This is a genomic window from Sporosarcina sp. ANT_H38 (assembly GCF_008369195.1).
Taxonomy (GTDB): domain Bacteria; phylum Bacillota; class Bacilli; order Bacillales_A; family Planococcaceae; genus Sporosarcina.
Genome location: NZ_VOBC01000004.1, coordinates 154721 through 181681 on the forward strand (window position 1 = coordinate 154721; position 26961 = coordinate 181681).

Annotated in this window: 25 protein-coding genes and 1 riboswitch; of the genes, 4 read left to right on the forward strand and 21 right to left on the reverse strand. The window is 42.5% G+C overall.

The annotated features are described in order from the left end of the window. Window positions 1–23: 23 nt before the first annotated feature. The 16 genes from sufB to FQ087_RS18945 form a co-directional block, all read right to left on the reverse strand. Complete coding sequence (gene sufB / locus FQ087_RS18870; RefSeq protein WP_149582161.1) at window positions 24–1421, reverse strand: Fe-S cluster assembly protein SufB; 1398 nt, start codon at window positions 1419–1421, stop codon at window positions 24–26. A gap of 22 nt (window positions 1422–1443) precedes the next feature. Further along, window positions 1444–1884, reverse strand: coding sequence for a Fe-S cluster assembly sulfur transfer protein SufU (gene sufU / locus FQ087_RS18875; RefSeq protein ID WP_149582162.1), 441 nt, complete (start codon window positions 1882–1884; stop codon window positions 1444–1446). Continuing rightward, window positions 1874–3103, reverse strand: coding sequence for a cysteine desulfurase (locus tag FQ087_RS18880; RefSeq protein ID WP_149582163.1), 1230 nt, complete (start codon window positions 3101–3103; stop codon window positions 1874–1876). The genes sufU and FQ087_RS18880 overlap by 11 nt, the downstream gene beginning before the upstream one ends. Beyond that, window positions 3103–4410 (reverse strand): Fe-S cluster assembly protein SufD, encoded by a 1308-nt coding sequence (gene sufD / locus FQ087_RS18885; protein WP_149582164.1) that lies wholly within the window; start codon window positions 4408–4410, stop codon window positions 3103–3105. The genes FQ087_RS18880 and sufD overlap by 1 nt, the downstream gene beginning before the upstream one ends. A 19-nt stretch (window positions 4411–4429) precedes the next feature. Next, window positions 4430–5209, reverse strand: a complete 780-nt coding sequence (sufC, locus tag FQ087_RS18890) for a Fe-S cluster assembly ATPase SufC (protein ID WP_149582165.1) — start codon at window positions 5207–5209, stop codon at window positions 4430–4432. 262 nt (window positions 5210–5471) lie between these two features. Then, window positions 5472–6683, reverse strand: coding sequence for a dicarboxylate/amino acid:cation symporter (locus FQ087_RS18895; protein WP_149582166.1), 1212 nt, complete (start codon window positions 6681–6683; stop codon window positions 5472–5474). Between the two features lie 149 nt (window positions 6684–6832). After that, complete coding sequence (locus FQ087_RS18900; protein WP_149582167.1) at window positions 6833–7684, reverse strand: MetQ/NlpA family ABC transporter substrate-binding protein; 852 nt, start codon at window positions 7682–7684, stop codon at window positions 6833–6835. Window positions 7685–7755: 71 nt separating this feature from the next. Further along, window positions 7756–8424: a methionine ABC transporter permease gene (locus tag FQ087_RS18905; RefSeq protein ID WP_149582168.1), complete on the reverse strand. Its 669-nt coding sequence runs from the start codon at window positions 8422–8424 to the stop codon at window positions 7756–7758. Further along, window positions 8417–9442, reverse strand: coding sequence for a methionine ABC transporter ATP-binding protein (locus tag FQ087_RS18910; protein WP_149582169.1), 1026 nt, complete (start codon window positions 9440–9442; stop codon window positions 8417–8419). The genes FQ087_RS18905 and FQ087_RS18910 overlap by 8 nt, the downstream gene beginning before the upstream one ends. 249 nt (window positions 9443–9691) lie before the next feature. Further along, window positions 9692–9797, reverse strand: a riboswitch (SAM riboswitch). Window positions 9798–9851: 54 nt separating this feature from the next. Continuing rightward, window positions 9852–10151, reverse strand: a complete 300-nt coding sequence (locus FQ087_RS18915; protein WP_149582170.1) for a thioredoxin family protein — start codon at window positions 10149–10151, stop codon at window positions 9852–9854. A gap of 14 nt (window positions 10152–10165) precedes the next feature. Continuing rightward, window positions 10166–10507 (reverse strand): toprim domain-containing protein, encoded by a 342-nt coding sequence (locus tag FQ087_RS18920; RefSeq protein WP_255452448.1) that lies wholly within the window; start codon window positions 10505–10507, stop codon window positions 10166–10168. A gap of 141 nt (window positions 10508–10648) precedes the next feature. Then, complete coding sequence (gene gcvH / locus FQ087_RS18925; RefSeq protein WP_149582171.1) at window positions 10649–11032, reverse strand: glycine cleavage system protein GcvH; 384 nt, start codon at window positions 11030–11032, stop codon at window positions 10649–10651. A gap of 75 nt (window positions 11033–11107) precedes the next feature. Beyond that, a complete protein-coding gene (locus FQ087_RS18930; RefSeq protein WP_149582172.1) occupies window positions 11108–11467 on the reverse strand; it encodes an arsenate reductase family protein in 360 nt (119 codons plus the stop codon). Between the two features lie 75 nt (window positions 11468–11542). Beyond that, window positions 11543–13330, reverse strand: a complete 1788-nt coding sequence (locus FQ087_RS18935; protein WP_149582173.1) for an acyl-CoA dehydrogenase family protein — start codon at window positions 13328–13330, stop codon at window positions 11543–11545. Window positions 13331–13459: 129 nt separating this feature from the next. Further along, entirely contained in the window at window positions 13460–14635 is a 1176-nt protein-coding gene (locus FQ087_RS18940; protein ID WP_149582174.1) for an acetyl-CoA C-acetyltransferase, read from the reverse strand. Between the two features lie 195 nt (window positions 14636–14830). After that, on the reverse strand, window positions 14831–17215 hold the full coding sequence (locus FQ087_RS18945) for a 3-hydroxyacyl-CoA dehydrogenase/enoyl-CoA hydratase family protein (RefSeq protein ID WP_149582175.1): 2385 nt from the start codon (window positions 17213–17215) through the stop codon (window positions 14831–14833). A 211-nt stretch (window positions 17216–17426) separates the two neighbouring features. Here FQ087_RS18945 and FQ087_RS18950 point away from each other — a divergent pair, with 211 nt between their 5' ends. The 3 genes from FQ087_RS18950 to FQ087_RS18960 all read left to right on the forward strand — a co-directional run bounded on the left by FQ087_RS18950 (window position 17427) and on the right by FQ087_RS18960 (window position 19149). Next, window positions 17427–17747 carry a thioredoxin family protein gene (locus FQ087_RS18950; RefSeq protein WP_149582176.1) on the forward strand — a complete coding sequence of 107 codons (321 nt, stop codon included), beginning with the start codon at window positions 17427–17429 and terminating at the stop codon, window positions 17745–17747. Window positions 17748–17845: 98 nt separating this feature from the next. Continuing rightward, a complete protein-coding gene (locus FQ087_RS18955) occupies window positions 17846–18313 on the forward strand; it encodes an STAS domain-containing protein (RefSeq protein ID WP_149582177.1) in 468 nt (155 codons plus the stop codon). 323 nt (window positions 18314–18636) lie between these two features. Next, on the forward strand, window positions 18637–19149 hold the full coding sequence (locus FQ087_RS18960; protein ID WP_149582178.1) for a C39 family peptidase: 513 nt from the start codon (window positions 18637–18639) through the stop codon (window positions 19147–19149). Between the two features lie 52 nt (window positions 19150–19201). Here FQ087_RS18960 and FQ087_RS18965 read toward each other — a convergent pair whose 3' ends face one another. Both FQ087_RS18965 and FQ087_RS18970 read right to left on the reverse strand, forming a co-directional pair. Continuing rightward, entirely contained in the window at window positions 19202–20020 is an 819-nt protein-coding gene (locus tag FQ087_RS18965; protein ID WP_149582179.1) for an STAS domain-containing protein, read from the reverse strand. A 21-nt stretch (window positions 20021–20041) separates the two neighbouring features. After that, complete coding sequence (locus FQ087_RS18970; RefSeq protein ID WP_149582180.1) at window positions 20042–20929, reverse strand: 5'-3' exonuclease; 888 nt, start codon at window positions 20927–20929, stop codon at window positions 20042–20044. 118 nt (window positions 20930–21047) lie between these two features. Between FQ087_RS18970 and FQ087_RS18975 the strand changes: the two genes are divergently transcribed. Further along, complete coding sequence (locus FQ087_RS18975) at window positions 21048–22286, forward strand: NAD(P)/FAD-dependent oxidoreductase (RefSeq protein WP_149582181.1); 1239 nt, start codon at window positions 21048–21050, stop codon at window positions 22284–22286. 153 nt (window positions 22287–22439) lie between these two features. On the opposite strand, the gene hutH is transcribed toward FQ087_RS18975, so the two are convergent. The 3 genes from hutH to hutU are packed head-to-tail and all read right to left on the reverse strand — an operon-like array spanning window position 22440 to window position 26877. Continuing rightward, on the reverse strand, window positions 22440–23918 hold the full coding sequence (gene hutH / locus FQ087_RS18980; protein WP_149582182.1) for a histidine ammonia-lyase: 1479 nt from the start codon (window positions 23916–23918) through the stop codon (window positions 22440–22442). 26 nt (window positions 23919–23944) lie between these two features. After that, window positions 23945–25204 (reverse strand): imidazolonepropionase, encoded by a 1260-nt coding sequence (hutI, locus tag FQ087_RS18985; protein ID WP_149582183.1) that lies wholly within the window; start codon window positions 25202–25204, stop codon window positions 23945–23947. Further along, window positions 25201–26877 (reverse strand): urocanate hydratase, encoded by a 1677-nt coding sequence (hutU, locus tag FQ087_RS18990; protein ID WP_149582184.1) that lies wholly within the window; start codon window positions 26875–26877, stop codon window positions 25201–25203. The genes hutI and hutU overlap by 4 nt, the downstream gene beginning before the upstream one ends. Window positions 26878–26961: the final 84 nt, after the last annotated feature.

Here is a 26961-nt window from a genome sequence, read left to right on the forward strand (position 1 = left end):
GATGTAACAGCGTTTAAATCGAATTAACCTATACTGCCTTCCATTTCGAACTTGATGAGACGATTCATTTCTACAGCATATTCCATCGGCAACTCTTTTGTGAATGGTTCGATGAAGCCCATGACGATCATTTCAGTTGCTTCAAGCTCAGGAACTCCACGGCTCATCAAGTAGAAGAGCTGCTCCTCTGATACTTTAGAAACTTTCGCTTCGTGTTCAAGTGAAATGTTATCATTTAGGATTTCATTGTATGGAATCGTGTCAGATGTCGACAAGTCATCCATAATAAGCGTGTCACACTCGATGTTGGCACGTGCGCCATCCGCTTTACGTCCGAAGTGAACGATTCCGCGATACGTTACTTTACCACCGTGTTGTGAAATTGATTTTGACACGATTGTAGATGACGTATTTGGTGCAAGGTGATGCATTTTCGCTCCAGCATCCTGATGCTGACCTTTTCCTGCTAATGCGATAGAAAGTGTCATACCACGAGCGCCTTCACCTTTAAGAATGATTGCAGGGTATTTCATCGTCAATTTAGAGCCGATGTTGCCGTCAATCCATTCCATTGTTGCGTTTGCGTCACAAACTGCACGCTTCGTAACAAGGTTGTAAACGTTATTTGCCCAGTTCTGGATTGTTGTATAACGGCAATAAGCATCTTTTTTAACAATTATTTCAACGACAGCACTGTGAAGTGAATTCGTTGTATAAACAGGTGCAGTACATCCTTCAACGTAATGGACGCTTGCTCCTTCATCAACAATAATCATAGTACGTTCGAACTGTCCCATGTTTTCCGAGTTGATGCGGAAGTAGGCTTGAAGTGGAGTCTCTACTTTAACGCCTGGTGGTACATAGATGAACGAACCACCTGACCAAACAGCAGAGTTCAATGCTGCAAACTTGTTATCTGAGTTTGGAATGATTGTTCCCCAATATTTTTTGAACAGCTCTTCGTCTTCCTTAAGTGCTGAATCCGTGTCTTTAAACACAATTCCAAGGTCCACAAGTTCCTGTTTCATATTATGGTAAACAACTTCAGATTCATATTGTGCAGATACACCTGCAAGGTATTTTTGTTCAGCTTCAGGAATACCAAGTTTATCAAACGTACGCTTGATTTCTTCTGGTACTTCATCCCACGAGCGTTCCGCTCCTTCAGATGGTTTAACATAGTAAGTAATCTCGTCAAATTTAAGGGAGTTTAGATCTCCACCCCATTGTGGCATTGGCATTTTGTAGAACATTTCCAATGATTTCAGGCGGTAGTCAAGCATCCATTTAGGTTCGTCCTTCATACCTGAGATTTCTTCAACGATTTCCTTTGTCAAACCACGTTCCGAACGGAAAATGGAGACGTCTTTATCAGCAAAACCATATTTGTAATCGCCGATATCCGGCATTTTTTTAGCCATTACTATTCCTCCGTCCTTTTAGTTACTGTTCGGAGTCATTTCCGACTCCCTTTTCCATCGCCTTCCATGCCAATGTTGCACATTTTATACGGGCAGGAAATTTAGATACTCCCGAAAGTGCTTCAATATCACCTAGGTCGATGGAGTCGTCAACATCTTTGCCAAGCATCATGTCTGAAAAAACAGAAGCAGCTTTTAATGCTTCGTCCACTTTTTTCCCTTTAACAATCTGCGTCATCATCGACGCGGATGCCATTGAAATTGAACAGCCGTCGCCTTCGAATTTTGCATTTTGAACAATGCCACCATCTATTTGTAGAGTCAGATGGATCACATCACCACATGTCGGATTATTCATATCGATAGTTATGCTATTTTCTTCGATGACGCCTTTATTTCGGGGGTTTTTATAATGATCCATGATGACCGAACGATATAACTGATCTAATTTGTTAGTTGACATCTGCGAAATACTCCTTTGCGATACGGAGTCCGTCCACGAGGCGGTCAACGTCAGCTTCCGTATTGTAAATATAGAAGCTCGCGCGTGCCGTGGATGATACATCTAGCCATTTCATAAGAGGCTGAGCACAGTGGTGACCTGCTCTGACGGCAATACCATGCATATCAAGCACTGTTGCAACGTCGTGTGGATGGACATCGTTCAGATTGAATGTGACAAGTCCGGCACGTTTTTCAGGATCGAGCGGACCGTAAATGGAAAGTCCGTCGATTTCCGACATCCGTTCCATTGCATATTTGGCAAGTTCGTGTTCATGCCGTTCAATATTATCCAGTCCGATTTCCTCAAGAAAGTCGATGGCCGCAGCAAGTCCAATTGCACCTGCGATTATTGGTGTTCCACCTTCAAACTTCCAAGGTAGTTCTTTCCAAGTTGAATCATACAAACCAACGAAATCAATCATTTCGCCACCGAATTCGACCGGCTCCATTTTGTTAAGCAAATCTTTTTTCCCGTAAAGGACACCGATGCCGGTCGGACCGCACATCTTGTGTCCCGAGAAAGCGAAAAAGTCACAATTTAGTTTCTGTACGTCAATTTTGAGATGTGGCGCAGCTTGCGCACCATCTACAACCATGACAGCACCATGGGCATGTGCAATTTCAGCAATCTCTTTAATCGGGTTCATCGTACCAAGCACGTTCGATACGTACATAATTGACACAATTTTCGTCCGATCGGTAATTACGTCGCGGACTTTATCGAGTGACAGCGTGCCGTCTTCTTCAAGGTCGACGTATTTCAACACTGCACCTTTTTCTTTTGCCAACTGCTGCCAAGGAATAATGTTCGAATGGTGCTCCATATAGGTGATGATGATTTCATCACCTTCGCCAACATTCGCCCGTCCATAGCTCTGCGCAACTGTATTTAATGCAGTTGTCGTACCACGCATGAAAATGATTTCTTCCGTCGACTTCGCATTGATGAAGTTGCGCACTTTTTCGCGTGCTCCTTCATACCCTTCCGTCGCACGGTTTCCAAGCGTATGCACGCCGCGGTGGACGTTTGCATTATCAAGGCCGTAATAGTTGCTGATTGCTTCTATTACTTGCCTAGGCTTTTGTGAAGTCGCGGCACTATCTAGATAAACAAGCGGATGCCCGTTTATTTCTTGGTCCAATATAGGGAAATGTTTGCGGATGTCTTTACTAAGCATTAGCGCACTTTCCTTTCGATAACCTCCGTCAATTGCTTCTTGACGCCTTCAATCGGCAATTTGCTTACAACAGGCGCAAGGAAACCATGAATGACAAGGCGTTCTGCTTCATGCTTTGAAATCCCTCGGCTCATCAAGTAAAACAGTTGCATTGGATCTACACGGCCGACAGATGCCGCGTGTCCTGCTGTTACATCGTCTTCATCGATAAGAAGAATCGGGTTTGCGTCTCCGCGAGCCTTTTCACTTAACATTAGAACGCGTGACTCTTGAACAGCATTCGCTCTTGTTGCACCTTTTGCGATTCTTCCGATACCGTTAAAAATACAAGTAGATTCTTCTTTCACTACACCGTGTTTCAAGATGAATCCTTCTGTATCCGTACCCCAGTGAACGATTTCAGTTGTGAAGTTCTGGCGCTGTTTACCGCGTCCAACAACAACTGTCTTCATGTCACAATGAGATCCATTACCAACAAGATGCGTAATGTTTTCAGAAATAGTATCACTGTCACTCATCAGTCCAAGCGCCCAGTCAATTCGACTATCGCGTCCTGTAACTCCACGACGATTCACATATGTTGTAAATCCTTTCGCAAGTACATCAACCGCACCGTAAGTGATTTGGGCATTATCGCCTGTGAACACTTCAGAAACAATATTAGCTAATCCTTTTGCTTCTTCTACAGTTGATAAATAGTTCTCGACATATGTCACTGAACTATTTGCTTCTGCCACAATAAGAACGTGGTTAAAGAGAGAAGCTTGTTCATCATCATGCAAAAACAACACTTGAATTGGCTCTTCGACAACAACGTTTTTCGGAACATATACGAAAACGCCGCCGTTCATAAGTGCTGCATGAAGTGCAGTCAGTTTATGCTCGTCTACGTTCACACCGTCTGTCATGAAGTACTTTTTCACAAGATCGCTATGATCACGTGATGCTGTGAAAATATCTGTCATGATGACGCCTTTTGCTTTCAACTCTTCAGATAAAAACAAGTAAGCGGGTGTGTTATTGCGCTGTACATAAATACTGTTTTGCTGCTCTTTATCAACAAGTGCACGTGCTTCTTCAGAAAGCTCGTCCAATGAAGTATAAACAGCACTCTCTACCGTATGAACAGGGAACTGTGTAAAGTTCCATTTTTCAATTTTCGTTTTATCTGGTTTTGGCATTGGAAGCTGTTCCGCTTTCGCTAATGCGTCTGCACGGAAATCCGCCATCCAATCTGCTTCATTCATCATAGCGGAATAGGAGCGGACGTCCTGTTCGGTTAATGCCATCTTTGTTTCAACCGTCATTTTGAATCGTCCCCCTTTCTTAAACTTCCTGCCCGACAGTTTCGTCTTCGATGCCTAGTTCTTCTTTAATCCAGTCATACCCTTGTTCTTCAAGTTTATGTGCCAATTCAGCTCCACCGGATTTAACAACTTTACCTTGCATCATAACGTGAACTGTATCTGGTGTAATGTAGTCAAGAAGGCGTTGGTAGTGAGTGATAATCAGGCAACCAAAATCTTCGCCACGCATTTCGTTGATGCCTTTTGAAACTACTTTCAATGCGTCGATGTCAAGACCTGAGTCAATTTCGTCAAGCACTGCAAATTTAGGCTTCAACATTGTTAGCTGAAGAATTTCGTTACGTTTCTTTTCTCCACCTGAGAAACCTTCGTTTAAATAACGTGTAGCCATGTCTTCGTCCATTTCAAGGAATTCCATTTTGCTATCAAGTTCACGGATGAATTTCATCAATGAAATTTCGTCGCCTTCTTCGCGCTGAGCATTAATTGCAGAACGTAAGAAGTCAGAGTTCGTTACACCTGTAATTTCGCTTGGATATTGCATTCCAAGGAAGATACCTGCTCTAGCGCGCTCGTCCACTTCCATTTCAAGTACATCTTCACCATCAAGTGTGATTGTACCAGAAGTCACCACATATTTGGGATGCCCCATAATCGCTTGCGCGAGTGTAGATTTACCTGTACCGTTCGGACCCATAATTGCGTGAATCTCGTTTGTATTGATCGTCAAATCGACGCCTTTTAATATTTTCTTGCCTTCAATTTCAACGTGAAGGTCTTTAATTTCTAAAGTAGCCATTCCAATACCTCCAATATATTAAAGATGAACGGATATCCATTCTCAATTTAGTATCATTCTAATCTTAACGTATTAGACAGTGCCATGCAAATCATTGAGAATCGTTTCATTTGAAAGGAATGCCCTTAATTCAAGACTTATATGCATACACTTTTCTAATTGATATTCATTTTCAATTACCAAGTCCTTAATGAGAATACGCGCAATTCAAAAAACCGGTACACCATGTACCGGTTCAAAACTTATTTATTTGGTATTGTTCTTAATCTTGATTCGTTTTAGCAGTATCAATATCATCTTTTTTCGTAAACTTATCAACGATAATAGCAAGTGCACCATCACCCGTAACGTTTGCTGCTGTTCCGAAACTATCTTGTGCCATATAAAGTGCAATCATTAGCGCAATCATCGCTTCATCGAAACCAAGCATAGTACCAAGTAACCCTACTGCGGCCATAACCGCTCCGCCAGGTACTCCCGGTGCTGCGATCATCGTAACACCAAGCATGAAGATGAATGGCAGGTAATCACTGAAGACAATCGGCACTCCATTCATAAGCATGACACCTATTGAACAGGATACAAGTGTGATTGTGCTCCCTGACAAGTGAATTGTCGCAAAAAGTGGAATCGTAAAATCAGTCACCTTGTCCGACGCGCCTGTTTTACGTGCCTGACTTAACGTAACTGGAATAGTCGCTGCGGACGATTGTGTCCCTAGTGCAGTGAAATAAGCAGGAGCCATCGTTTTCATCAAGAAGAACGGATTGCGTTTTGATAGCGTGCCAGCAATCGTATATTGAATCGTTAGCATAACGAAGTGAAGTACGATAATCATAACAAAGACCAACGCAAAGACGGAAAGGACCTTCGCAACTTCCCCTGTATATGTCATGTTCAAGAAAATCCCAAAAATATGGAAAGGTAAAAGTGGAATAATAACGAACGAAATCACTTTTTCTATTAACACATTGAATTCATCAAGTACATTGAGCATTGATTTACTATCAATGGAAGCCATCCCGATTCCTAATACGAATGCAAGAAGAAGTGCTGACATGACCCCCATCAAAGGCGTCATTTCAATTTCAAAAAAGGCTTCAGCTGCAGCACGGCCCTTTTCTGCGACACTCCCCTCACTTATTTTCCCGATAAATCCTGGCAAGAATGTTGTTGCCGCAAAAAAGGCAAGAATTCCTGCAACGATAGTCGAAAGATAAGCGAATGCTGTCGCCAGACCAAGTAGCCTACCTGACCCCTTACCAAGCTTCGCAATTCCTGGTGCGATGAAAGCAATAATGATGAGAGGCACTATAAAATTCAAGAAGCCTCCAAAAATCATATTAAATGTAGCTGCTAGACTGACAAACCAATCTGCAAAACCCTCACTAATTTTCGGAATTACTAAACCAAGTCCAACCGCTAACCCAATGGCAATTACGATTCGCCATATTAGACCTATTTTGAATTTCAAGCTTATGTCCCCCTAAGATGAGTTTAAGTATTTAATAGACAACGATACCATAACTTTTTCACTATTGAAACATTCATTTTCAATTAACATCTATTGGAAAACAGAAAAACTCCGCTAATCATTACCTAATTAGCGGAGTTTTTCTGTCATTATTTTACAGGAACGACCGAACCGCTCCACTCTTCAAGGATAAAGTCTTGGATCTCTTTAGATTTCAACACTTCAACTAATGCTTTGATTGATTCATTGTTTTCATCGCCTTCTTTTACTGCGATGATGTTCACATATGGAGATTCCGAATCTTCTATTGCGATTGAATCTTCAAGTGGATTTAAGCCTGCATCAATTGCATAGTTCGAGTTGATAAGTACCGCGTCGCCTTCATCACTATTGAATAACTGTGGCAAAAGTGCAGCTTCATAGTTTGCATCGAATACGATGTTCTTTGGATTATCGACGATATCTTTTACTTCTGCAGCTGTCTTGTCGATTCCTTCTGTTAGCGTAATAAGGCCTTTCGATTCAAGCATTGCAAGTACACGTCCATGGTCGGCAACAGAGTTACTAATCAGAATTGTTGCACCTTCAGGAAGTTCTTCCAGTGATTTATACTTTTTCGAATAAACACCAATTGGTTCAATGTGAATGCCGCCCGCATTCGCAAATTTGTATCCGTGGTCTGCTATTTGTGTTTCAAAATAAGGAATGTGTTGGAAATAGTTTGCATCCAGCTCACCCGATTCAAGGTCTGAGTTCGGTAAAACGTAATCTTGATATGATTCAATGACAAGGTCATACCCTTTTTCCTTTAATAAAGGTTTCGCTTGTTCAAGAATGATTGCATGCGGTGTATTTGATGCACCTACAACAATTTCCGTTTCTTCAACAGTATCTTTGTCACCGCTACTAGCATTTTTATCTTTGCTATCATCTTTCGTTCCACACGCCGCTAACGCAAGTACAAGTACTGCAAATAAAATTCCTGCTATAAGCTTTTTCATATTCAAATCTCCCCTTTTTCTATGTGGTTCTCTATTTTACAGGCAATGCCTGTCGTTACTCTAATTAGTAATTATCTCTTGTCTAATTTCTTTACAGCGAAATCTCCAATGAACTGCATGATAAAAACAATAATTAAAATAAGAATTGTCGCCATTAGCGTAACGTCTTCTCGACTGCGTTGGAACCCATCCAAATAGGCAAGTGTCCCGAGCCCTCCTGCACCAATGATGCCCGCCATGGCTGTATAACCTACCAGCGCAATCGCAGTCACCGTTATTCCTGAAATAAGTGCAGGCATTGATTCTGGTAACAGCACTTTGAATATGATTGTCGATGTTTTTGCCCCCATCGACTTCGAAGCTTCAATTACACCTTTATCAATTTCCTGCAGTGCGATTAATACCATCCGCGCGTAAAATGGAGCTGCTCCGATTATAAGAGCAGGCAACGCTGCATCCGGTCCACGGATAGTACCGATAAGGTATTTTGTAAATGGAATGAGCAAAATGATTAATATGATGAATGGAATTGACCGGAAAACGTTGACAATCATCCCGGTAATCATATTGACAATCTTATTCGACCATAGTTGGCCAGGCCCAGAAAGGAATAGTAGAACTCCAAGTGTAAGTCCAATGACAAATGTAAAGAGTGTTGAAACGGCTGTCATATATAGCGTCTCTTCAGCCGCATCCCACATTTTCTCCCAATCAACATTTGGAAAAAGGTTTTCAATCATTTCCAATCACCTCCGTCCGAACGTCTTGTTCATTAAGATATCCAATTGCGTCGTCTATAACTTCTACATCCCCGACAAGCTGGAGTATAAGGGAACCGTATGCCCCGCCATGCATGTGAGAGATATTCCCCTGAACAATATTCACATCGACATTGAATTTCCGAATCAGGCTTGCAAGTACTGGCTGTTCCGTCCGTTCACCGACGAATACGAGCTTGATAAGCGTGCCAGATGGGTATTCTTCTTTGATATGTTGCATTGCCTGCTTTGCTTCCACAGGTTCCGTTATTTGAGAAACAAATCGTTTTGTAATCGGCTCTTGCGGAGATTGGAACACATTGAGGACATCACCAATTTCGACAACTTTACCCGCTTCCATGACCGCTACTCGATGGCAAATTTTACGAATGACATGCATTTCATGTGTAATCAGAACAATCGTTAACCCAAGTCGCTGATTGATACCCGTGAGAAGTTCAAGAATTGAATCCGTCGTTTCAGGATCTAGTGCGGATGTCGCTTCGTCACAAAGAAGGACTTCCGGATCATTCGCAAGTGCGCGGGCAATACCAACACGTTGCTTCTGCCCACCTGATAACTCAGAAGGATACGCATTTTCTCGACCACTTAAACCAACAAGGTCAATCAGTTCTTTCACTTTACGTTCACGTTCAGCTTTTCGCACACCTGCAATTTCAAGTGGGAAAGCAATATTGTCTTTTACAGTCCGTGACCAAAGTAAATTAAAATGCTGGAAGATCATACTTACTTTTTGTCGGGCATCTCTTAATTTTTTACCTTTGATTGCTGAAATTTCTAGTTTGCCTATCGTAACTTTACCCGACGATGGCTTTTCAAGGCCGTTCAATAGCCGAATTAATGTACTCTTCCCTGCACCGCTGTAACCTATAACTCCAAAGATTTCACCATCAGCAATTTCAAGTGAGACATTTTCGACAGCTGTAATACTACCGGGTCCTTCCCCGAACTGTTTATTTATATTCGATAAATGAATCATCTTTTTCACCCCAGAAAAAATATATAGTTATTTTTATTGTCTAGCTCCGTGCGCCAGTCCCTCGGGTCATAAGTCAGCCCAGCTATGCGGGAGTTCGCCGCTTCGCCGTTCTGCCTTATGCCTGTCAGGCCTTAACTGCGCTCTCCGCTTTTCCATTTGTCTAGCTCTGATCCTTTAGAATACAAAAAAGCCTTCCTGCAGACGGGCAGAAAGGCTTAACGTTATTTAATAAAATAAACGTTGACCAATCTCTCATCTTTCAAAGCATACGCTTTGTGTGACTTGGCACCATTTCACTTTCGTGACGGTTGCCGGGCTTCGCAGGGCACTATCCCTCCACCTCTCTTAATAAGAGTGACCTATTCAATTGAATGTTAAGACGAAGTATATCAAAGTTTCATAGCAATTGTCAATCAATTTTTTCAAGTAGATACGGAACTGACTGAAATGCGTAAATTTTATCGATTAAAACGCCATCCTTTTGTATAAGAAGGCAAGGAACGCTTTCAATTTCATAGTCAATTGCGATGTTTTGCACATAATTCAAATCTGCTTTCCCGATTGGTATTTCCGGTCTCATAATAGTAATTATTTCCAACATTTTTGATGCTACCGCACATGTACCACACATTGGCGTATACAAATAAAAAGCTGCTACAGAAGACTCTTTCTTAGCCGTCTCCCATTGTTCACGTGTCCAAGTTTCCATTGATCCTACATCCTTTAAAGTAGAAATTCCGGCCGGATTTTGAAATCCGCACCTTGTAGTATTGTAGCTAACACTTGATATGGAGTCGTCTCCACTTCCCGGTAAACCTTTTCTGTGTACAAATGGATTGCTTCGGGGAACTCTCTTTTGAATAAAACACGGGTCTTTTCTCCATCTTCATCCGCATCAACGAAGACGAATAGTTCATGTTCTTCGTAAGGTGCTAGCAACTCTTCAAGCCGATAAGGACTTACTGTGCCGTTTGTACAAATAATTTTGACAGGCTCAACAAGTATTCGAGCCAAACGTTTCTTATCCGAACCGCCCTCAACGATAATTACTCTTTCATCCGACACAACAGGCCCTCCTCTATTGTTCTGTTCTTTCATAAAGATGCAAAAAACGCCGGAATTATCCCGGCGCTTAGTTAGATCAAATTCGCCGGAGGCATCGACTTTATTCAGCAAGGGTTTGAACTTCTGCTGAATATAGTTAAATTATTCTCCGACAGTCATTTTTTCATACGCTTCAGCTGACATAAGTTCATCAATCTCAGAAACATTTGATGGTTCAACAACGATCATCCATGCGTTTTCATACGGTGATTCATTGACGAATTCAGGGCTATCTTCAAGTCCTTCGTTCACTTCAATTACTTTTCCGCTGATTGGTGCATAAAGTTCTGATACTGTCTTAACTGACTCAACGCTTCCGAAAGGCTCGTCCGCTTTGACATCGTCGCCGACAGATGGAAGTTCAACGAATACGATATCGCCAAGTTCAGATTGTGCAAAATGTGTAATACCAATGCGGTAGTTACCGCCTTCTTCTTTTACCCATTCATGCTCTTCAGAATAACGCAGATCTTTTGGTGTGCTCATTCCGTATCCCTCCAAATAAATAGTTTCATTCTCTTTAATTCTGTCATATTTCTCGTATAAAGACAAGATTGGAAATCAGTTAGCCCATACTTTGTCGAATTCTTCTTCCTTGAAACCAACAGTCACTTTACCGTCTCCAAAAACAAGTGGTCTTTTAATTAACATGCCATCAGATGATAGCAAATTGATTTTCTCTTCATCTGTCATTACTAGTAATTTGTCTTTCAAGTTTAGCTCTCTATATTTCGTCCCGCTAACGTTGAAAAACTTCTTCAACTCTAAATCGGATGCCGCAATCATCTTCTTAAGTTCTTCTTTTGAAGGAGGAGCTTCCGCTATGTTAACTTCCTCGAAGGTCACGTTATTCATCTCAAGCCACTGCTTTGCTTTCCTGCATGTCCCACACTTCGGATAACCGTAATAAATTAATCCCATATCGAAACACCTCCGTTTTCGTCATTATAACAGAAAAAATGTCCAGGCACCTATAGGTACCTGGACAACTGCTAATTAAACGATGTACTTCTCGGCTTCGATTAGTTTAACCGAAGCTTCACGTTTTTTCGCAATGATATTATACGGATTTGAGCGTGTCAATTTACGCAATGCAGAAATCATCATCCGTTGGTTATCTCCGTCGACAGCTGCGAGCAGTGTTTCTTTCGCATCTCTTTCAATATCTTCAAATGCTTCTTGGCAGAAGATTTGTGTGTAAAGAATTTTCTGCTGTGCTTTTTCTTCCCCGCTGCGTGCAATTGCTTTTTCTGTACGTAGAAGTGCAGACTCCATCGCGAAGACATTATTAGCGATGTCTGCAATATTTACAAGTACCTCTTGCTCAGCTTCAAGCTTCGTGCCGAAACGCTGTGCTGCAAGACCTGCAACGAGCAAACCAATTTTCTTCGCATTTTTAACAAGTGCTTTTTCTTGTGCAAGTGCTTCGTCACCGATTTCTTCAGGCATCATCATAAGGAGTTCTTCTTGAAGTGCTTGCGCTTGTTGCAACAAAGGCAATTCGCCCTTCATTGCCTTTTTCAGGAATGTGCCCGGCACTAGCAGACGGTTGATTTCATTCGTTCCTTCAAAAATACGGTTAATGCGTGAATCACGATAAATACGCTCAACTTCGTATTCTTGCATGAAGCCATATCCACCATGAAGCTGAACGGCTTCGTCAACGATGTAATCCAATACTTCAGATCCTACAACTTTATTGATCGAGCATTCGATTGCGTATTCAGCGATTGCTGCTGCAATTGCTTTGCCGTCTTTTTGCTCTTCTAGGCTCAACTGGCTTTGACGCTCTTCAAAGTAACCAACTGTACGATAAATCAAGCTTTCTGCTGCATAAAGTTTAGATGCCATTGTTGATAATTTTTGTTTCGTTAAGTTAAATGAAGAAATTGGCGTTTTGAACTGTTGACGTTGATTTGTATACGTAATTGCGAGTTCAAGCGCACGTTTAGATCCGCCCATTGTGCCGACTCCCAATTTATAGCGACCGATATTCAAGATATTAAACGCGATAATATGTCCGCGACCAATTTCACCTAATAGGTTTTCAACTGGTACTTCTGCATCTTGTAAGATTAGCGTGCGTGTTGATGAAGATTTGATACCCATTTTTTTCTCTTCAGCGCCGACAGATACACCCGGGAATTCTTTTTCAACGATAAATGCTGAGAATTTATCACCATCGATTTTTGCGTACACTACGAAAATATCCGCAAATCCTGCGTTCGTGATCCACTGTTTTTCACCATTCAAAATATAATGTGTTCCAGCATCATTCAATTTTGCAGTTGTTTTCGCACCCAATGCGTCAGAACCTGAACCTGGCTCTGTCAACGCATATGCAGAGATTTTGTCACCTGATACAGAATTCGGCAAATACTTTTCCTTCTGCTCTTCATTGCCAAAAAGTACGATTGGCAACGTCCCAATACCAACGTGTGCACCATGAGTAATCGAGAATCCGCCTGCTACCGACATTTTTTCAGAGATAAGTGCAGATGCGATTTTGTCCAGTCCAAGGCCGCCGTACTCTTCAGGAACGTCCGCTCCCAAAAGACCAAGATCGCCTGCTGATTTCAGTAGTCTTACAGAGTGCTCAAATTCGTGATTTTCAAGATTTTCAACAACAGGTTGAACTTCGTTTTTTACGTAGTCTTCTGTTGTTTTAGCAATCATTTTCTGTTCATCAGTAAAGTCTTCAGGTGTAAATACACGATCTGCTTCAATGTCTTCTATTAGGAAAGCTCCGCCTTTAATAAGTTCGTTTGTTTTTAATCCAGTCAATGTTGTTTCCTCCTTTTGATTTTAAGGGATTATTGTCCAACTACAGGGTGTAGGTCATACAGTGGAGAGGGATTGAAATTCACCCCTCTTTATTGCCGCAGGACGCGGCGAACATAGACTACGTTCCTCTTACAGCAGCTCAAACACGCCGGCTGCGCCCATTCCGCCGCCGATACACATTGTTACGACTCCGAACTGTTTGCCTTGACGTTTTAATTCACTCATCATACGGATTGTTAAAATAGAACCCGTTGCTCCAAGTGGATGCCCGAGAGAGATTGCTCCGCCGTTGAAGTTCACTTTATCCATATCAAGACCTAAATGGCGGATAACTTGAAGTGACTGAGAAGCAAACGCTTCGTTCAACTCCCATACATCGATATCCTCAATAGAAAGCCCTGCAATTTTAAGTGCTTTTGGAATAGCTACAATCGGTCCGATTCCCATCACTTCAGGTGGGACGCCGCCTACAGCGAATGAAAGGAATTTCGCGATTGGCTTCAATCCTTGCGCTTCTGCCACTTCACGGTCCATCACAAGTACTGCACCTGCTCCGTCTGATGTTTGTGACGAGTTACCTGCAGTAACAGTACCCGTTACTGAAAATGCCGGACGTAATTTCGCTAATCCCTCTATGCTTGTTCCGTGACGGACTCCTTCGTCCATTTTAAATGTGAATTTCTTCTCGCTATATTTACCGTTATCATCGACAGAACGTTTCACGACTTCAACTGGGATGATTTCATCATCGAATTTTCCAGCAGCAATCGCTGCACCTGCTTTTTGGTGAGACAGAACAGCAAATGCATCCTGCTCTTCACGCGTGATACCATATTTTACTGCAACTTGCTCAGCAGTGTGACCCATTCCCATATAATACTGCGGAGCCGTTTCTGCTAAGTGAGCATTCGGTCTGATTGTATTTCCCATCATCGGTACCATACTCATTGACTCGACACCGCCTGCAAGTATCGCTTGCGAGTGACCAAGCATGATACGCTCAGCTGCATAAGCAATTGATTGAAGACCTGATGAACAAAAACGATTTACCGTAATAGCGGGCGTCGTATCAGGAAGACCTGCAAGTGCACCAATATTGCGCGCAACGTTCATCCCTTGTTCAGCTTCAGGCATCGCACAACCAATGATTAAGTCATCAATTGGTCCATCATAGCCTCCAGCACGTTTCAACGTTTCTTTAATTACAAGTGCTCCTAAGTCATCAGGGCGTACGGTTACAAGAGAACCCCTACCCGCTTTTCCTACCGGTGTCCGTGCACCGGCTACTAGTACTGCTTCACGCATTGAATTTCCTCCTTTAAATCGATTGTTCAAAAAGTCTGGTGAAAATTGATGCCTACAGGAAGTAGGTCATGCAGTCGAGAGGGATTGAAGTTCAACCCTCTTTCATGCGACTGGACGTCACGACTTTAGACTGCCTTCCCCCCTCGGCTCTTTTCATCATCCTTGTTGAACTCTATTTTGCTATACAATACAAACTTAGTTACGCAGTGGTTTGCCTTTTACGAGCATGTGCTGCATACGTTGTTGTGATTTTGGTTCTGCTACGAGGCTAAGAAACGCTTCACGTTCAAGGTCCAACAAATATTGTTCATCAACAAGTGTTCCGTATGGCACTTTTCCGCCCGATAAAACAAACGCCAACTTCTTCGCGATTTTCAGATCATGCTCGCTGATGAAGCCTGATAGCAACATGCCTTGTGCTCCTAGAAGCATCGTCGCATAACCAGAATCACCTGTAACAGGGAATTTCTCACGTTTAGGTGCTTTATAACCAGTATCGAACAATGCAATAGCTACCTGTTTCGCATCATAGATTAAGTGATCTGCGTTGACACTAATACCATCTGCGAAATCGAGGAAGTTATTTTCACGTGCTTCGTCTCCTGAAGTGGACACTTTTGCAGTTGCAATTGATTCGAAAACTTTATTGGCAACAAATTGATAGTCAATATGGACGCCCTTCGGCAATCCTTTCAAGTGTTTCGTGTAGAGCCCAACGTTTCCACCGCCGCCCGGTATCAAACCAACACCAGCCTCAACAAGCCCCATATACGTTTCCATTGAAGCTTGGATATGTGCTGCTGGCAGACAAACTTCAGCCCCTCCACCAAGTGTCATAGCGAATGGTGCTGCAACGACAGGTTTTGAGGAATACTTGATTTTCATCATGGCATTTTGGAATGAGCGAATAATGAAGTCAAGTTCAAAGATATTATCATCCTGCGCTTCCATAAGAATCATCCCAAGGTTTGCACCTACACAGAAGTTTTTGCCTTGATTTCCGATGACAAGCCCTTTGAAATTTTTCTCAACTTCATCAACAGCAAAATTGATCATTTGAATGATGTCAGGACCAATTGAATTTGATTGTGAATGGAACTCAAGAAGTGCCACGCCATCACCAAGATCGATTAAGCTAGCGCCTGAATTCTTTTTGATGACGCCATGTTTTTGTTTATAGCGTTTCAAGTCAATTACTTTTTCATTAACAGGAACAAGCTTGTAATCTTCTCCATCGAAGAAATGAAGTTCACTATCTTGTTCTCTATAAAAAGTTTCGTAGCCTTTGTCGAGCAAGCTTTGAACGAAGGCCGGAACGTTCTCGCCTTGTTCTTTCATCTTCTCAACAGATTTTGCTACGCCGATTGCATCCCATATCTCAAATGGCCCTTGCTGCCATCCAAAGCCCCATTTCATGGCATTGTCGATTGCAACGATATCATCTGCGATTTCACCGTTTAATTCTGCAGCGTAAATCAATGTTGGTGAAAGAATATTCCACAAGATTTCACCAGTACGGTCACCCGCATATACAAGCGTCTTCACTCTATTAGCGAGTCCTTTTTGTTGTTTAGCCATTTCAATAGAAGGTGTTTGCAACTTTTTAGTTGGACTGTATTCAAATGTCTCTGTATCTAGTTCGAGAATCTCTTTGCCTTTTTTAAGGTAAAATCCTTGTTTTGCTTTAGCGCCAATCCAGCCGTTATCGATCATTTTCTTCATGAATGGCGGCAATTCAAACACTTTTTGCTCGTCGCCTTCCGTCTTGTCGTAAACGTTTTTCGCCACGTGCATGAACGTGTCTAGTCCAACCACGTCAAGCGTACGGAATGTTGCTGATGTCGGACGACCTATTAAGGTACCAGTAACCGAGTCAACTTCTCCAATCGAATAGCCGCGTTTCTCCATCTCGCGCAACGTGATAAGCAGGCCATATGTACCAATTCTATTGGCAATGAAGTTCGGCGTATCTTTTGCAATAACAACCCCTTTACCAAGAGTATCTTCTCCAAAACGAGTCATAAACTCAATAACGTCGGGAGCTGTTGTACTCGCTGGAATAATCTCGAGCAATTTCAAGTAACGAGGAGGATTGAAAAAGTGTGTTCCCATGAAATGTTTTTGAAAATCTTCCGAACGACCTTCCGCCATCGCTTCAATACTAATACCCGATGTATTTGAGGTGATGATTGTACCCGGCTTACGAACAGCATCTATTTTTTCATACAAGCCTTTTTTAACATCAAGGTTTTCAACAATCACTTCAATAACCCAGTCAACATCTTTCAATTTATCCAGATCATCTTCGAAATTTCCCGCTTCTATAAGGGACAGATTACTTTTCTTCGTTAAGGGTGCAGGTTTTTGTTTCAATAATTTCTGCAAAGCACCTGCTGCAATTTTATTGCGTACACTGCCATCTTCAAGTGTAATTCCTTTTGCTACTTCCTCTTCAGTTAACTTTCCAGGAACGATATCCAAAAGTAAAACCGGAATTCCTATATTAGCGAGATGAGCTGCAATACCTGAACCCATAACACCTGAACCTAAAACTGCCGCTTTTTTAATTTGATAAGTCACTTGCGAAGCCTCCCTTTTTCCGTTTGAATGAACACTCATTCATTTACTGGGCAAAAAAAATAGAAACCGTTTCTATATCTCTCAGTGTAGATCATATTGCTAGTTTTCGCAATATTTAAATCTAAATTTTTCATTTCACAGGCCAAACATATTGTTACCTTACTAAAGTGATTACGTTGTACACTGTCCTTATAAAGGAGGTCATTACATTATGAAACCAATTACAACAGTTGAACAGTTCAACGAAATTATTGCCGGCGATTCTAAAGCGCTTGTTAAATTCCAGGCAGGATGGTGTCCTGACTGCCGCCGCATGGATATGTTTATCGATCCAATCGTTGAGAAATTTGATGAGTACACATGGTATGACGTTGACCGTGACGTATTACCAGAAATCGCAGATAAGTATGACGTTATGGGTATTCCTAGTCTTCTTATTTTCCAAAATGGTGAAAAGCTAGCCCATCTGCATAGTGCTAACGCGAAATCACCAACACAAGTTACTGAGTTCCTTGAAGGCGTAAAAGCATAATAGCACCCTCTAAACGGATAGGCTCATGTCTATCCGTTTTTCATGCACCTTTTTTCCAAATGAGGTATAATAGAGTAAACGATAATGAGGTGCGTAAATTGGACTATGAAAATGAAATTCGACAACTTAAAGCTAAAATTTCTTCCTATGAAAAGATTATCTTGGAAACAGCGGCACCAATCATTCCTTCAATTGTCGAAAACACAATTCTTGTTCCAATTTCAGGCCACACTAGCCAAAATCGTTTTAATTTAATCCGTACTCGTGTCCTCGATTATATTGGAGACCACAGAGATACGGTTTGTGCAGTATTCGATTTTACTGGAGTAGATCATTATGAAGTTGAGGAATTAGATTTTAATATACTTACACACGAGATAGAACAACTAAATAACTCGTTAAAACTAATGGGTGTTCGCCCTATTTTCGTTGGCTTCAATCCAAGGATTGTTAGAGAAGTCGTACATGCTGGCCTCCACATGAAAATTGAAGCCTACGTAAACTTCAAAAGTTCATTAGCCGTATTGCTTAAAGAATCAGGAACCTCACTTCAATGTTTTAAATGAAGTGAGTTTTTTTCTACTAAATTTGAATACCTTCACTCGCTACTAAGTATTACAAGGTATTTATAAATTCCCGACAGCAGACTCTTTGGATACTGAAGATTTAGAGTGTGTTAGGAATGCGTCTGTCACGAAAAATCTTCAACGATCTAATCGCTCGCCCCGCCCTGACTACAATACGACAACCAAGCATTGGGCTAGACGGGTAGAGCCTGCTAACTAACGGTTGTCTTGATGTTTGCAAAAATTGCCCACTTCCAAAATCTTTGCTATTCTACGTGCTCTTCCCTTACCCTAAGGGAAGAGCATTTTTTGGAGGTAGATGAATGAATACTGTATTGGACGTCAAAGGAAAATCCCAATACGATGAGGATATTGATCGATCGATTCGATCATCAGCATGCGGACCTGTAACAGCATTTGTAATGGCTCAACATCTTCTTCCGCAGGGGTGCCCTTACACTACAAATGAATTGTATCGTCTCCTGGGCGGAACAAAAATCGGTCTATTCAAATACCGTTTCATCCGAAATATGCGCAAAATACTTGGAGTGGAATGGACTATTGCAGAGTGCACGATTAATGAAGTAAAAAGACAACTCGACAACGGTCGGCCCGTCGCTGCAAAGTTTGATAAATGGTTTACATTTCGTTGGCATGGCAATTATGGGTTTGATTATCATTGGGTACCTGTAATAGGCTATGAAGAAAAAGGTGACGATATTTTCCTCTTTATTCATGACAACGGGGGAAGAAATCGGGATAGTCAGGTCCGGCTTATTTCCTATCAGAAGAATAGACCAATTTTATCTTTTATAAAGATTGAGCCTAATGAATAATGAAGCCAAAAAGCTCTATTCGAATCAGTTCCCGATTCGAATAGAGCTTTTTTCATTTTTCGATATACGCTAAAGCCTGCTTCAGCGTGGCAAAGCTTTTAATCCTGCCAAACGATAATCCAAGCTGTACGAGCGTTTGTGCGATAGCCGGCGAAATTCCACTTACAATTGGCTGAATACCCAGTAAGGAAAGCCCATCAAACAAATAGAATAATTGCTGTGCCACAAATGTGTCTGTTGTTTGCAAACCAGATAAATCGATAATTAGATTTTCCAAATGCATTTCGGATGCATTATGCAATACTCGTTCATGAAGGATTAGGGAACGGTCATGATCCACTGTCCCGACAAGCGGCAGTATGGCTGTTTGATCATTAATTGAGACAATCGGAACAGATAATTCGGAAATGAGGATTTGCGAAAGTTTGAGTCTCTCTTGTTCATGTTGGACAAACGGCATACTGAAAAAGTAGAGCGCATCGTTCAACAACTGATCCAATACGGTGATCAAATTGTACATTTCACTTGCACTGAGATTCAGTTCTATTGCTTCGTGTCTTAAAACTGCACCAAGTGTATTTCGGTACTTGGGCATTTCACGTAGCATCATATCCAAGCTAATTATATCGTAATTGGCAAGCTTCGTACCGGTATTCTTTCCCCATTCTTTCAGTACTTCCACCCTTTCAGATTCCTCCATAATCAGGGTATCAGCAAACATGAGAACCATTTTCGTCCTTCCAGGGTCCAATACATGTATAAGTTTCCGCATTATAGGATATCTTTTATTTTGACTTTCCGACACCGCTTGAACTATCTGATCAGCTTCCGCTGCAATTTTTATCCGCATATGTTGTAAATATTTTTCCACATATATCCCCCTTAAATCATTTTATAAAAAAAGCGAATCTGCTTGTCTAACAATCATGGAATACCCTTCTCTATCTATCAATTCCCTTACAGCTCCATTATAAACAGGTATTTTCAAGGTTTCGATTGAATCGATGATGTCTATCTCACAATGAATCGCTGCAAGCTTTTTCGATAAAAGAAGCATGTCCATATCATCTTCTATTTTCTTGCGCATAGCTGGCGTTAATTCATGAAGTGACTGAATCACACCTTCTACCGACCCATACTCTTTAATAAGTTTAAGTGCTGTTTTAGGTCCGATTCCTCTTACACCAGGATAGCCATCGCTTGTGTCCCCAGTAAATGCTTTTGTATCGATAAACTGGATTGGAGCAATTCCATACTCTTCTATGAAACGTTCCTCTGTATAGATGTCGTACACGTTAAATCCTTTTTTTGTAAGTGCGATCCGGACACCTGGCCTAAGCAACTGCAGCAAATCTTTATCTCCAGTTACAACCGTAATATCTGCTTTGCCCTCCCAAGTCTGAACGAATGAACCAATTAGGTCATCTGCTTCCATACCCGGCACTCCGTAGTTTTTCCAGCCAATTAATTCTGAAACACTCCTTGCCATATCAAACTGCGGTACGAGCTCCGGCGCTGGCGCAGGTCGGTTCGCTTTGTATCCATCATATAAGTCATTGCGAAACGTTTGCGCACCCATATCCCAGCAAACTGCCATATGTGTAGGTTTGAATATCGAGGTCGCTGTCATAGTATGGCGGGCAAACCCTTGCACTGCATTCGTTGGAATTCCAGCACCATTCGGGAAATAATGCCCCATCGCTGAAGTTGCAAAAAAAGAACGGAATAAGAGTGCCATCCCGTCTATTAGTAAAATATGCGGTTTTTCTTCTGTGCTCATTAAATTTTCTACCTCCATCTGTCAAACTTCATTATCACGTCTTTTATTAATAATAACATGCTTTTAATCAGTAATTTGTGGGTAAAGAATAATAGATTACATATTGGAGGTTTTTAGTATGCATATTCACGAAGGTTCTTTGTATTGGCCCGGAACGATGCCCATCCCGCCTGAACGAAAAAAAGTAGAAATCGCGTCACATTATGATGTCATTATTGTAGGTGGAGGGATGTCCGGAGCTCTTTCAGCACTTGCATTGGCTGATAAAGAGCTGTCCATCGCTGTGCTAGACAAACGGCAGATGGCAACTGGCAGTACAATGGCGAATACGGGGTTGCTTCAATATTCAAACGACATCATGCTCCATGAATTAATTGAACAAATTGGAGAAAAGGATGCTGTACGTTTTTATCAGTTATGTTTGGATGCAATGGACAACCTGAAAAAGACTGCTGAACGACTGCCACTTGACCCTGATTTCATCAGTCGGCCAAGCGTATATTATGCAAGTGACGACACTGATTTAAAACGGATTAGGAAAGAATATGAAACGTTAAAAAGGTACGGATTTCCTTGCGATTATTGGAACGAAGACGAAATCCGCAAGTATCTGCCATTCTCAAAACCTGGGGCAATCGTAACATATGGAGATGCTGAAGTGAACCCATACAAATTCGTCAATGGAATTTTACAAGTAGTCGAATCGATGGGCGTCCATCTCTTTGAATTTACGGATGTGAATGACGTCACTGAAGAAAATGGACTGTTGCACATTTCTACATCCTCAGGTGAATTCCATGCCGATAAAGTTCTTTTTACAACCGGATATGAAACGCTTCCGGTAGGTAAACGGATTGGTGCTGACATTAACCGTTCGTACGTCATAGTCACGGAACCTCTAGACGCTTCCCCGATTTGGCATGAAAATGCACTAATTTGGGAGTCAAAGCGTCCGTACCTCTATATGAGGACAACGGAAGACAATCGAATTATCGTAGGCGGGCTAGACGAGGATAAACCCCAAGCCCCTCTTTCAAATGAATTAATCATGAAGCACGGGGATAACCTAAAAAAACAACTGCAGGCACTTTTCCCGGAACTTCCAATTGAAATTGACTACGCTTATTGTGCAACATTCGGAGAATCGCTAGATAATTTACCATTCATCGGAGAGCATCCATCAAAAAGAAATCATTATTATCTTCTTGGCTATGGAGGTAATGGAACAGTTTACAGTATGCTTGGTTCTACAATTCTCGCCGATAGTATGACGGGCAAAGCGAATTCTGATGCGCATATCGTACAACTCGAACGCTCTGCAACCGCTAAAACTGGCGGAAGAAGCGTAATTGCCTGACCAATGAACAAGATGACAACAGCACCGGCCGCTATCACGAGTATTCCTCCGTTGAACTTCTTATACACTGAAGATGGACATTTAGATTTAAAGTTCTCAAAGAGAGACAATATAAAAGACCGAAGCTACTAAATCGCTTCGGTCTTTTACTTGTTATCCAATCAGATATTGTGCAATCTTTTCAATATCTGGTGTAAAAATACGATCTTCATCTATAGGTTTTACTAATTCACCAAGTTGAGTGAATTTGTCACGGGTTTTCGGCGCCATTTGTTCAGGTCCACGAATATGGCAACCTGTCATTGCGCAAAGTGCTTCGATTGCGAGTACATTTCGCGCATTTTTGATGATGGCATGTGCGTGCCTTGCCCCGATTGTTCCCATTGATACATGGTCTTCCTGGTTGCCGGACGATGGAATCGAATCGACGGATGCCGGGTGTGCGAGTGTTTTATTTTCAGAGACTAGGCTTGCTGCTGAATATTGCAAGATCATTGCTCCTGATTGCAACCCAGGTTCTGGGCTAAGAAATGGTGGCAATCCTTCATTCAATTGAGGATTAACGAGCCGTTCGATACGGCGTTCAGAAATACTTGCAAGTTCTGCTACGCCTAGCTTCAAGAAGTCCATCGCAAACGCAATCGGCTGTCCATGGAAATTACCGCCAGAAACAACAGTGTCTCCATCATCGAAAATAAGCGGATTATCAGTCGCTGCATTCATCTCAATCTCTAACTTCTCTTTCACATAGCCAAGCACTTGCCAGCTCGCGCCGTGTACTTGTGGAATACAACGAATTGAATACGCATCTTGGACACGTTTTTCACCTTGGATAGTAGTCAAACGGCTCCCTTTCAACCAATCCAGCATCCTTGCCGCTACTTCCTCTTGTTCCGGATAGCCGCGTGCTTCGTGAATCGCCGGATGAAATGCGTCTGTAATTCCATAAAGCGCTTCCATTGTCATTGCCGCAATCCATTCACTAGCATACGCAAGTGATTCCGCCTCCAAATAATTGACGACGCCTTGTGCAGTCATCGCTTGCGTCCCATTAATGAGCGCGAGTCCTTCTTTCGCTTCGAGCACAATCGGCGACATGCCATGCTCCTTCCAAATATCCGCAGAAGGAACATGCAATCCTTCCTTCCAGACAAATCCTTCGCCTAGCAATACAAGTGCAAGATGAGATAATGGCGCTAAATCGCCCGAAGCACCGAGTGAACCTTGCTGTGGAATAACTGGATGGATGTGATTGTTCACCATGTAGGCGAATCGTTCCAGCACTTCTGCACGGATTCCTGAAAAACCTTTCAGCAAAGCATTCAATCTTAGAACGACCATCGCTCGCGAAACGGTTTCAGGGAATGCTTCTCCAACACCGCAAGAATGCGACCGAATTAGGTGAAGCTGTAATGCCTTCGTATCTTTTTCATCAATTTTTACATCGCTAAATTTACCGAAACCTGTATTAATACCATAGACAGTCCGATCTTCCCGAACAATTTTCTCAACTGCTGCACGGCTCTTATTCACGCGTACCAATGCTTCTTCATTCAACGAAACTCCAGACCCTTTATATAGTATTTCATTCATCTGGTTCAGGCGAAGAGTCGAACCTGTTAATTCAATCATGACAACCATCCTTTAGTTAATATTAATCATCCAACTACTTTTACACCTTTTTTCCAGACGGACTTAACGTGATTCACCCCAAACAAATATTGAAGTTCCTGATAGTTTGAAATAGCCCATAGAACGACATCCCCTTGTTTACCTACTTCCAGTGATCCCGTCATGTTTTCCATCCGGATTGCACATGCCGCATTGTATGTCGCGGCAGTAAGCGCTTCTGCCGGTGTTAGTCGCATCGATATGCACGCTAAATTCATAACAAGTGGCATCGATGTCGTTGGTGAAGATCCGGGATTACAGTCTGTCGATATCGCGACTGGTACGCCTGCGTCAATCATCTTGCGGCCTTCAGCTGCCTGCTCCCTGAGATATAAAGCGGTTGCTGGCAATAAACAAGCGATAGTCCCCGCATCTGCCATCGCTTTAATGCCTTCATCAGACGCTTTCAATAAATGCTCCGCTGAAATCGCACCAACTTTTGCCGCCAGTTCTGCCCCTCCATAGGGTTCAATTTCATCCGCATGGATTTTCGGTATCAGTCCATACTTTTTCCCTGCTTCTAAAATCCGTTGTGATTGCTCAGGCGTGAATACACCTACTTCACAAAATACATCGTTGAAGACTGCGAGCTGTTCACGGGCAACAGCAGGAAGTATTTCATCAACAACTAGATCTATATAATCGTCTTCCCGCCCCTTGTATTCTGTCGGGACTGCGTGCGCACCCATAAATGTTGGTACAAGGTCAATCGCATGTTCTTGCTGCAGGCGTTTCATGACATGCAACTGTTTGAGTTCGGTTTCTAAATCTAAGCCGTAACCACTTTTCCCTTCGACAGTCGTGACGCCATGTTTCAGAAACGAATCGAGGCGTTTCTTCGTCTGCTCAACAAGTTCATCTTCAGTCGCTTCACGCGTCATTTTTGTTGTCGCGTGAATACCGCCGCCTGCATTCATGATGTCCATATAGGTCGCACCTTCAAGCCGCATTTCAAACTCGCGTTCGCGACTGCCACCATAGGCAATATGGGTATGCGGATCAACAAGACCTGGCGTTACAAGATGGCCTGATGCATCTGTGATTTCCGCTTCATGGGCACGGTCTTTGAACTGCTCTTCTAATTCCTGAGTCGTTCCAACCGCTTGAATGATACCCTCTTCAATCCAAATACTACCGTCTTCTATAATTGTTAACTCATTCATTGCTTCTTTTATGCGCGCAGCTGATTCTGGTTGGGCTAACGTTGCGAGTTGTGCCGCATGTTTAATCCAGATAATTTTTGTCATTCTTGAATCGCCTCTTTTGCCATCATCGGAATATTGACTCCTTTTTCCCGGGCTGTTTTCTCGGCGAGTTCATAGCCCGCATCAACGTGTCGCACAATGCCCATTCCTGGATCTGTCGTTAAAACACGTTCGATTCGAGCTTCTGCTTCTTTAGTTCCATCTGCAACTATTACCATGCCAGCATGAACCGAGTAACCCATACCAACGCCGCCCCCATGATGAATGGAAACCCAAGTAGCTCCGCCAACCGCATTGATCATTGCATTCAACAACGGCCAGTCTGCCACTGCATCCGAACCGTCTTTCATCGCTTCCGTCTCGCGGTTTGGCGATGCAACTGATCCTGAGTCGAGATGATCTCGCCCAATCACAATCGGTGCTTTTAATTCACCGGAAGCCACCATATCATTAATGATTTTTCCAAACCTAGCACGTTCTCCGTAACCAAGCCAACAAATCCGTGACGGCAATCCTTGGAACTGAATTTTATCCTGCGCCATCCGAATCCAGTTGCACAAATGCTTGTTGTCACTGAATTCACGTAAAATCACTTCATCTGTTTTATAAATATCTTCAGGATCTCCTGATAAGGCTACCCAGCGGAAAGGACCTTTCCCTTCGCAAAACTGTGGACGAATATAGGCAGGTACAAACCCCGGGAAATCGAATGCGCGGGTAACGCCTTCATCCTTAGCCACTTGACGGATATTATTTCCATAGTCGAACGTAATCGCACCTTTATCCATCATCTCGAGCATTGCTTCAACATGTTTTGCCATCGATGCTTTCGAACGTTTTACATACTCCTCAGGGTTATCCGAGCGAAGTTTCGCAGCTTCGTCAAGCGACATGCCAGAAGGGATATAACCATTTAACGGATCATGCGCAGATGTCTGATCAGTCAGCACATCTGGAATGAACCCGATTGCAAGCATAGCAGGAAGAACTTCTGCTGCATTGCCCAAAAGACCAATTGACAGTGCGCGGCCTTCTTTTTTCGCTTCTTGCGCCATACGAATCGCTTCTTCGAGTGAATCTGTTTTCACATCGGTATAGCGTGTTTCAATTCGGCGATCAATTCGCGTTTCATCCACCTCGATGCCGATACAAACTCCCCCAGCCATCGTTACCGCCAATGGTTGTGCAGCACCCATGCCGCCAAGTCCAGCGGTTAGTGTGATCGTCCCTTTCAGCGACTCCCCGAAATGCTGTTTTGCCAGTTCAGCAAATGTTTCATATGTCCCTTGCACGATTCCTTGCGAACCGATATAAATCCAGCTTCCCGCCGTCATTTGTCCATACATCATAAGTCCTTTTTTATCGAGCTCATGGAAATGTTCCCAGTTCGCATAGGCAGGAACAAGATTCGAGTTAGCAATTAATACTTTGGGTGCGTCTGTATGTGACTTGAATATCGCAACCGGTTTCCCCGATTGCACAAGTAGTGTTTCATCATTCTCAAGTTCTTTCAACGAGCGGACAATTGCGTCAAACGACTCCCAATTGCGCGCCGCCTTTCCAATGCCACCGTAAACGACTAGATCATCAGGATGCTCCGCCACTTCTGCGTCTAAGTTATTCATAAGCATACGAAGTGCCGCTTCCTGCTGCCACCCCTTTGTGTTCAATTCAGTTCCACGGTAACGAATGACTTTTTCAGATGCTTTCCCCATTATGAAACCCTCCTTACTAATCTACTATTATCGTACACGATGAAAGCGCTATATTGTTCGGTATTCAGAAAATTTAGTCCGTGC

Bases quoted from the DNA above. Each gene is read 5' to 3' on its own strand.
- FQ087_RS18950 (WP_149582176.1), top strand. From the start codon at position 17,427: ATGAAACCAATTACAACAGTTGAACAGTTCAACGAAATTATTGCCGGC.
- FQ087_RS18940 (WP_149582174.1), bottom strand. From the start codon at position 14,635: ATGCGTGAAGCAGTACTAGTAGCCGGTGCACGGACACCGGTAGGAAAA.
- FQ087_RS18900 (WP_149582167.1), bottom strand. From the start codon at position 7,684: ATGAAAAAGCTTATAGCAGGAATTTTATTTGCAGTACTTGTACTTGCG.
- FQ087_RS18915 (WP_149582170.1), bottom strand. From the start codon at position 10,151: ATGGAAACTTGGACACGTGAACAATGGGAGACGGCTAAGAAAGAGTCT.
- FQ087_RS18960 (WP_149582178.1), top strand. From the start codon at position 18,637: ATGAATACTGTATTGGACGTCAAAGGAAAATCCCAATACGATGAGGAT.
- FQ087_RS18975 (WP_149582181.1), top strand. From the start codon at position 21,048: ATGCATATTCACGAAGGTTCTTTGTATTGGCCCGGAACGATGCCCATC.
- sufD (WP_149582164.1), bottom strand. From the start codon at position 4,410: ATGACGGTTGAAACAAAGATGGCATTAACCGAACAGGACGTCCGCTCC.
- sufC (WP_149582165.1), bottom strand. From the start codon at position 5,209: ATGGCTACTTTAGAAATTAAAGACCTTCACGTTGAAATTGAAGGCAAG.
- hutI (WP_149582183.1), bottom strand. From the start codon at position 25,204: ATGACAAAAATTATCTGGATTAAACATGCGGCACAACTCGCAACGTTA.
- FQ087_RS18905 (WP_149582168.1), bottom strand. From the start codon at position 8,424: ATGATTGAAAACCTTTTTCCAAATGTTGATTGGGAGAAAATGTGGGAT.
- sufU (WP_149582162.1), bottom strand. From the start codon at position 1,884: ATGTCAACTAACAAATTAGATCAGTTATATCGTTCGGTCATCATGGAT.
- FQ087_RS18880 (WP_149582163.1), bottom strand. From the start codon at position 3,103: ATGCTTAGTAAAGACATCCGCAAACATTTCCCTATATTGGACCAAGAA.
- FQ087_RS18970 (WP_149582180.1), bottom strand. From the start codon at position 20,929: ATGAGCACAGAAGAAAAACCGCATATTTTACTAATAGACGGGATGGCA.
- FQ087_RS18930 (WP_149582172.1), bottom strand. From the start codon at position 11,467: ATGGGATTAATTTATTACGGTTATCCGAAGTGTGGGACATGCAGGAAA.
- sufB (WP_149582161.1), bottom strand. From the start codon at position 1,421: ATGGCTAAAAAAATGCCGGATATCGGCGATTACAAATATGGTTTTGCT.
- hutU (WP_149582184.1), bottom strand. From the start codon at position 26,877: ATGGGGAAAGCATCTGAAAAAGTCATTCGTTACCGTGGAACTGAATTG.
- gcvH (WP_149582171.1), bottom strand. From the start codon at position 11,032: ATGAGCACACCAAAAGATCTGCGTTATTCTGAAGAGCATGAATGGGTA.
- hutH (WP_149582182.1), bottom strand. From the start codon at position 23,918: ATGATTGAATTAACAGGTTCGACTCTTCGCCTGAACCAGATGAATGAA.
- FQ087_RS18910 (WP_149582169.1), bottom strand. From the start codon at position 9,442: ATGATTCATTTATCGAATATAAATAAACAGTTCGGGGAAGGACCCGGT.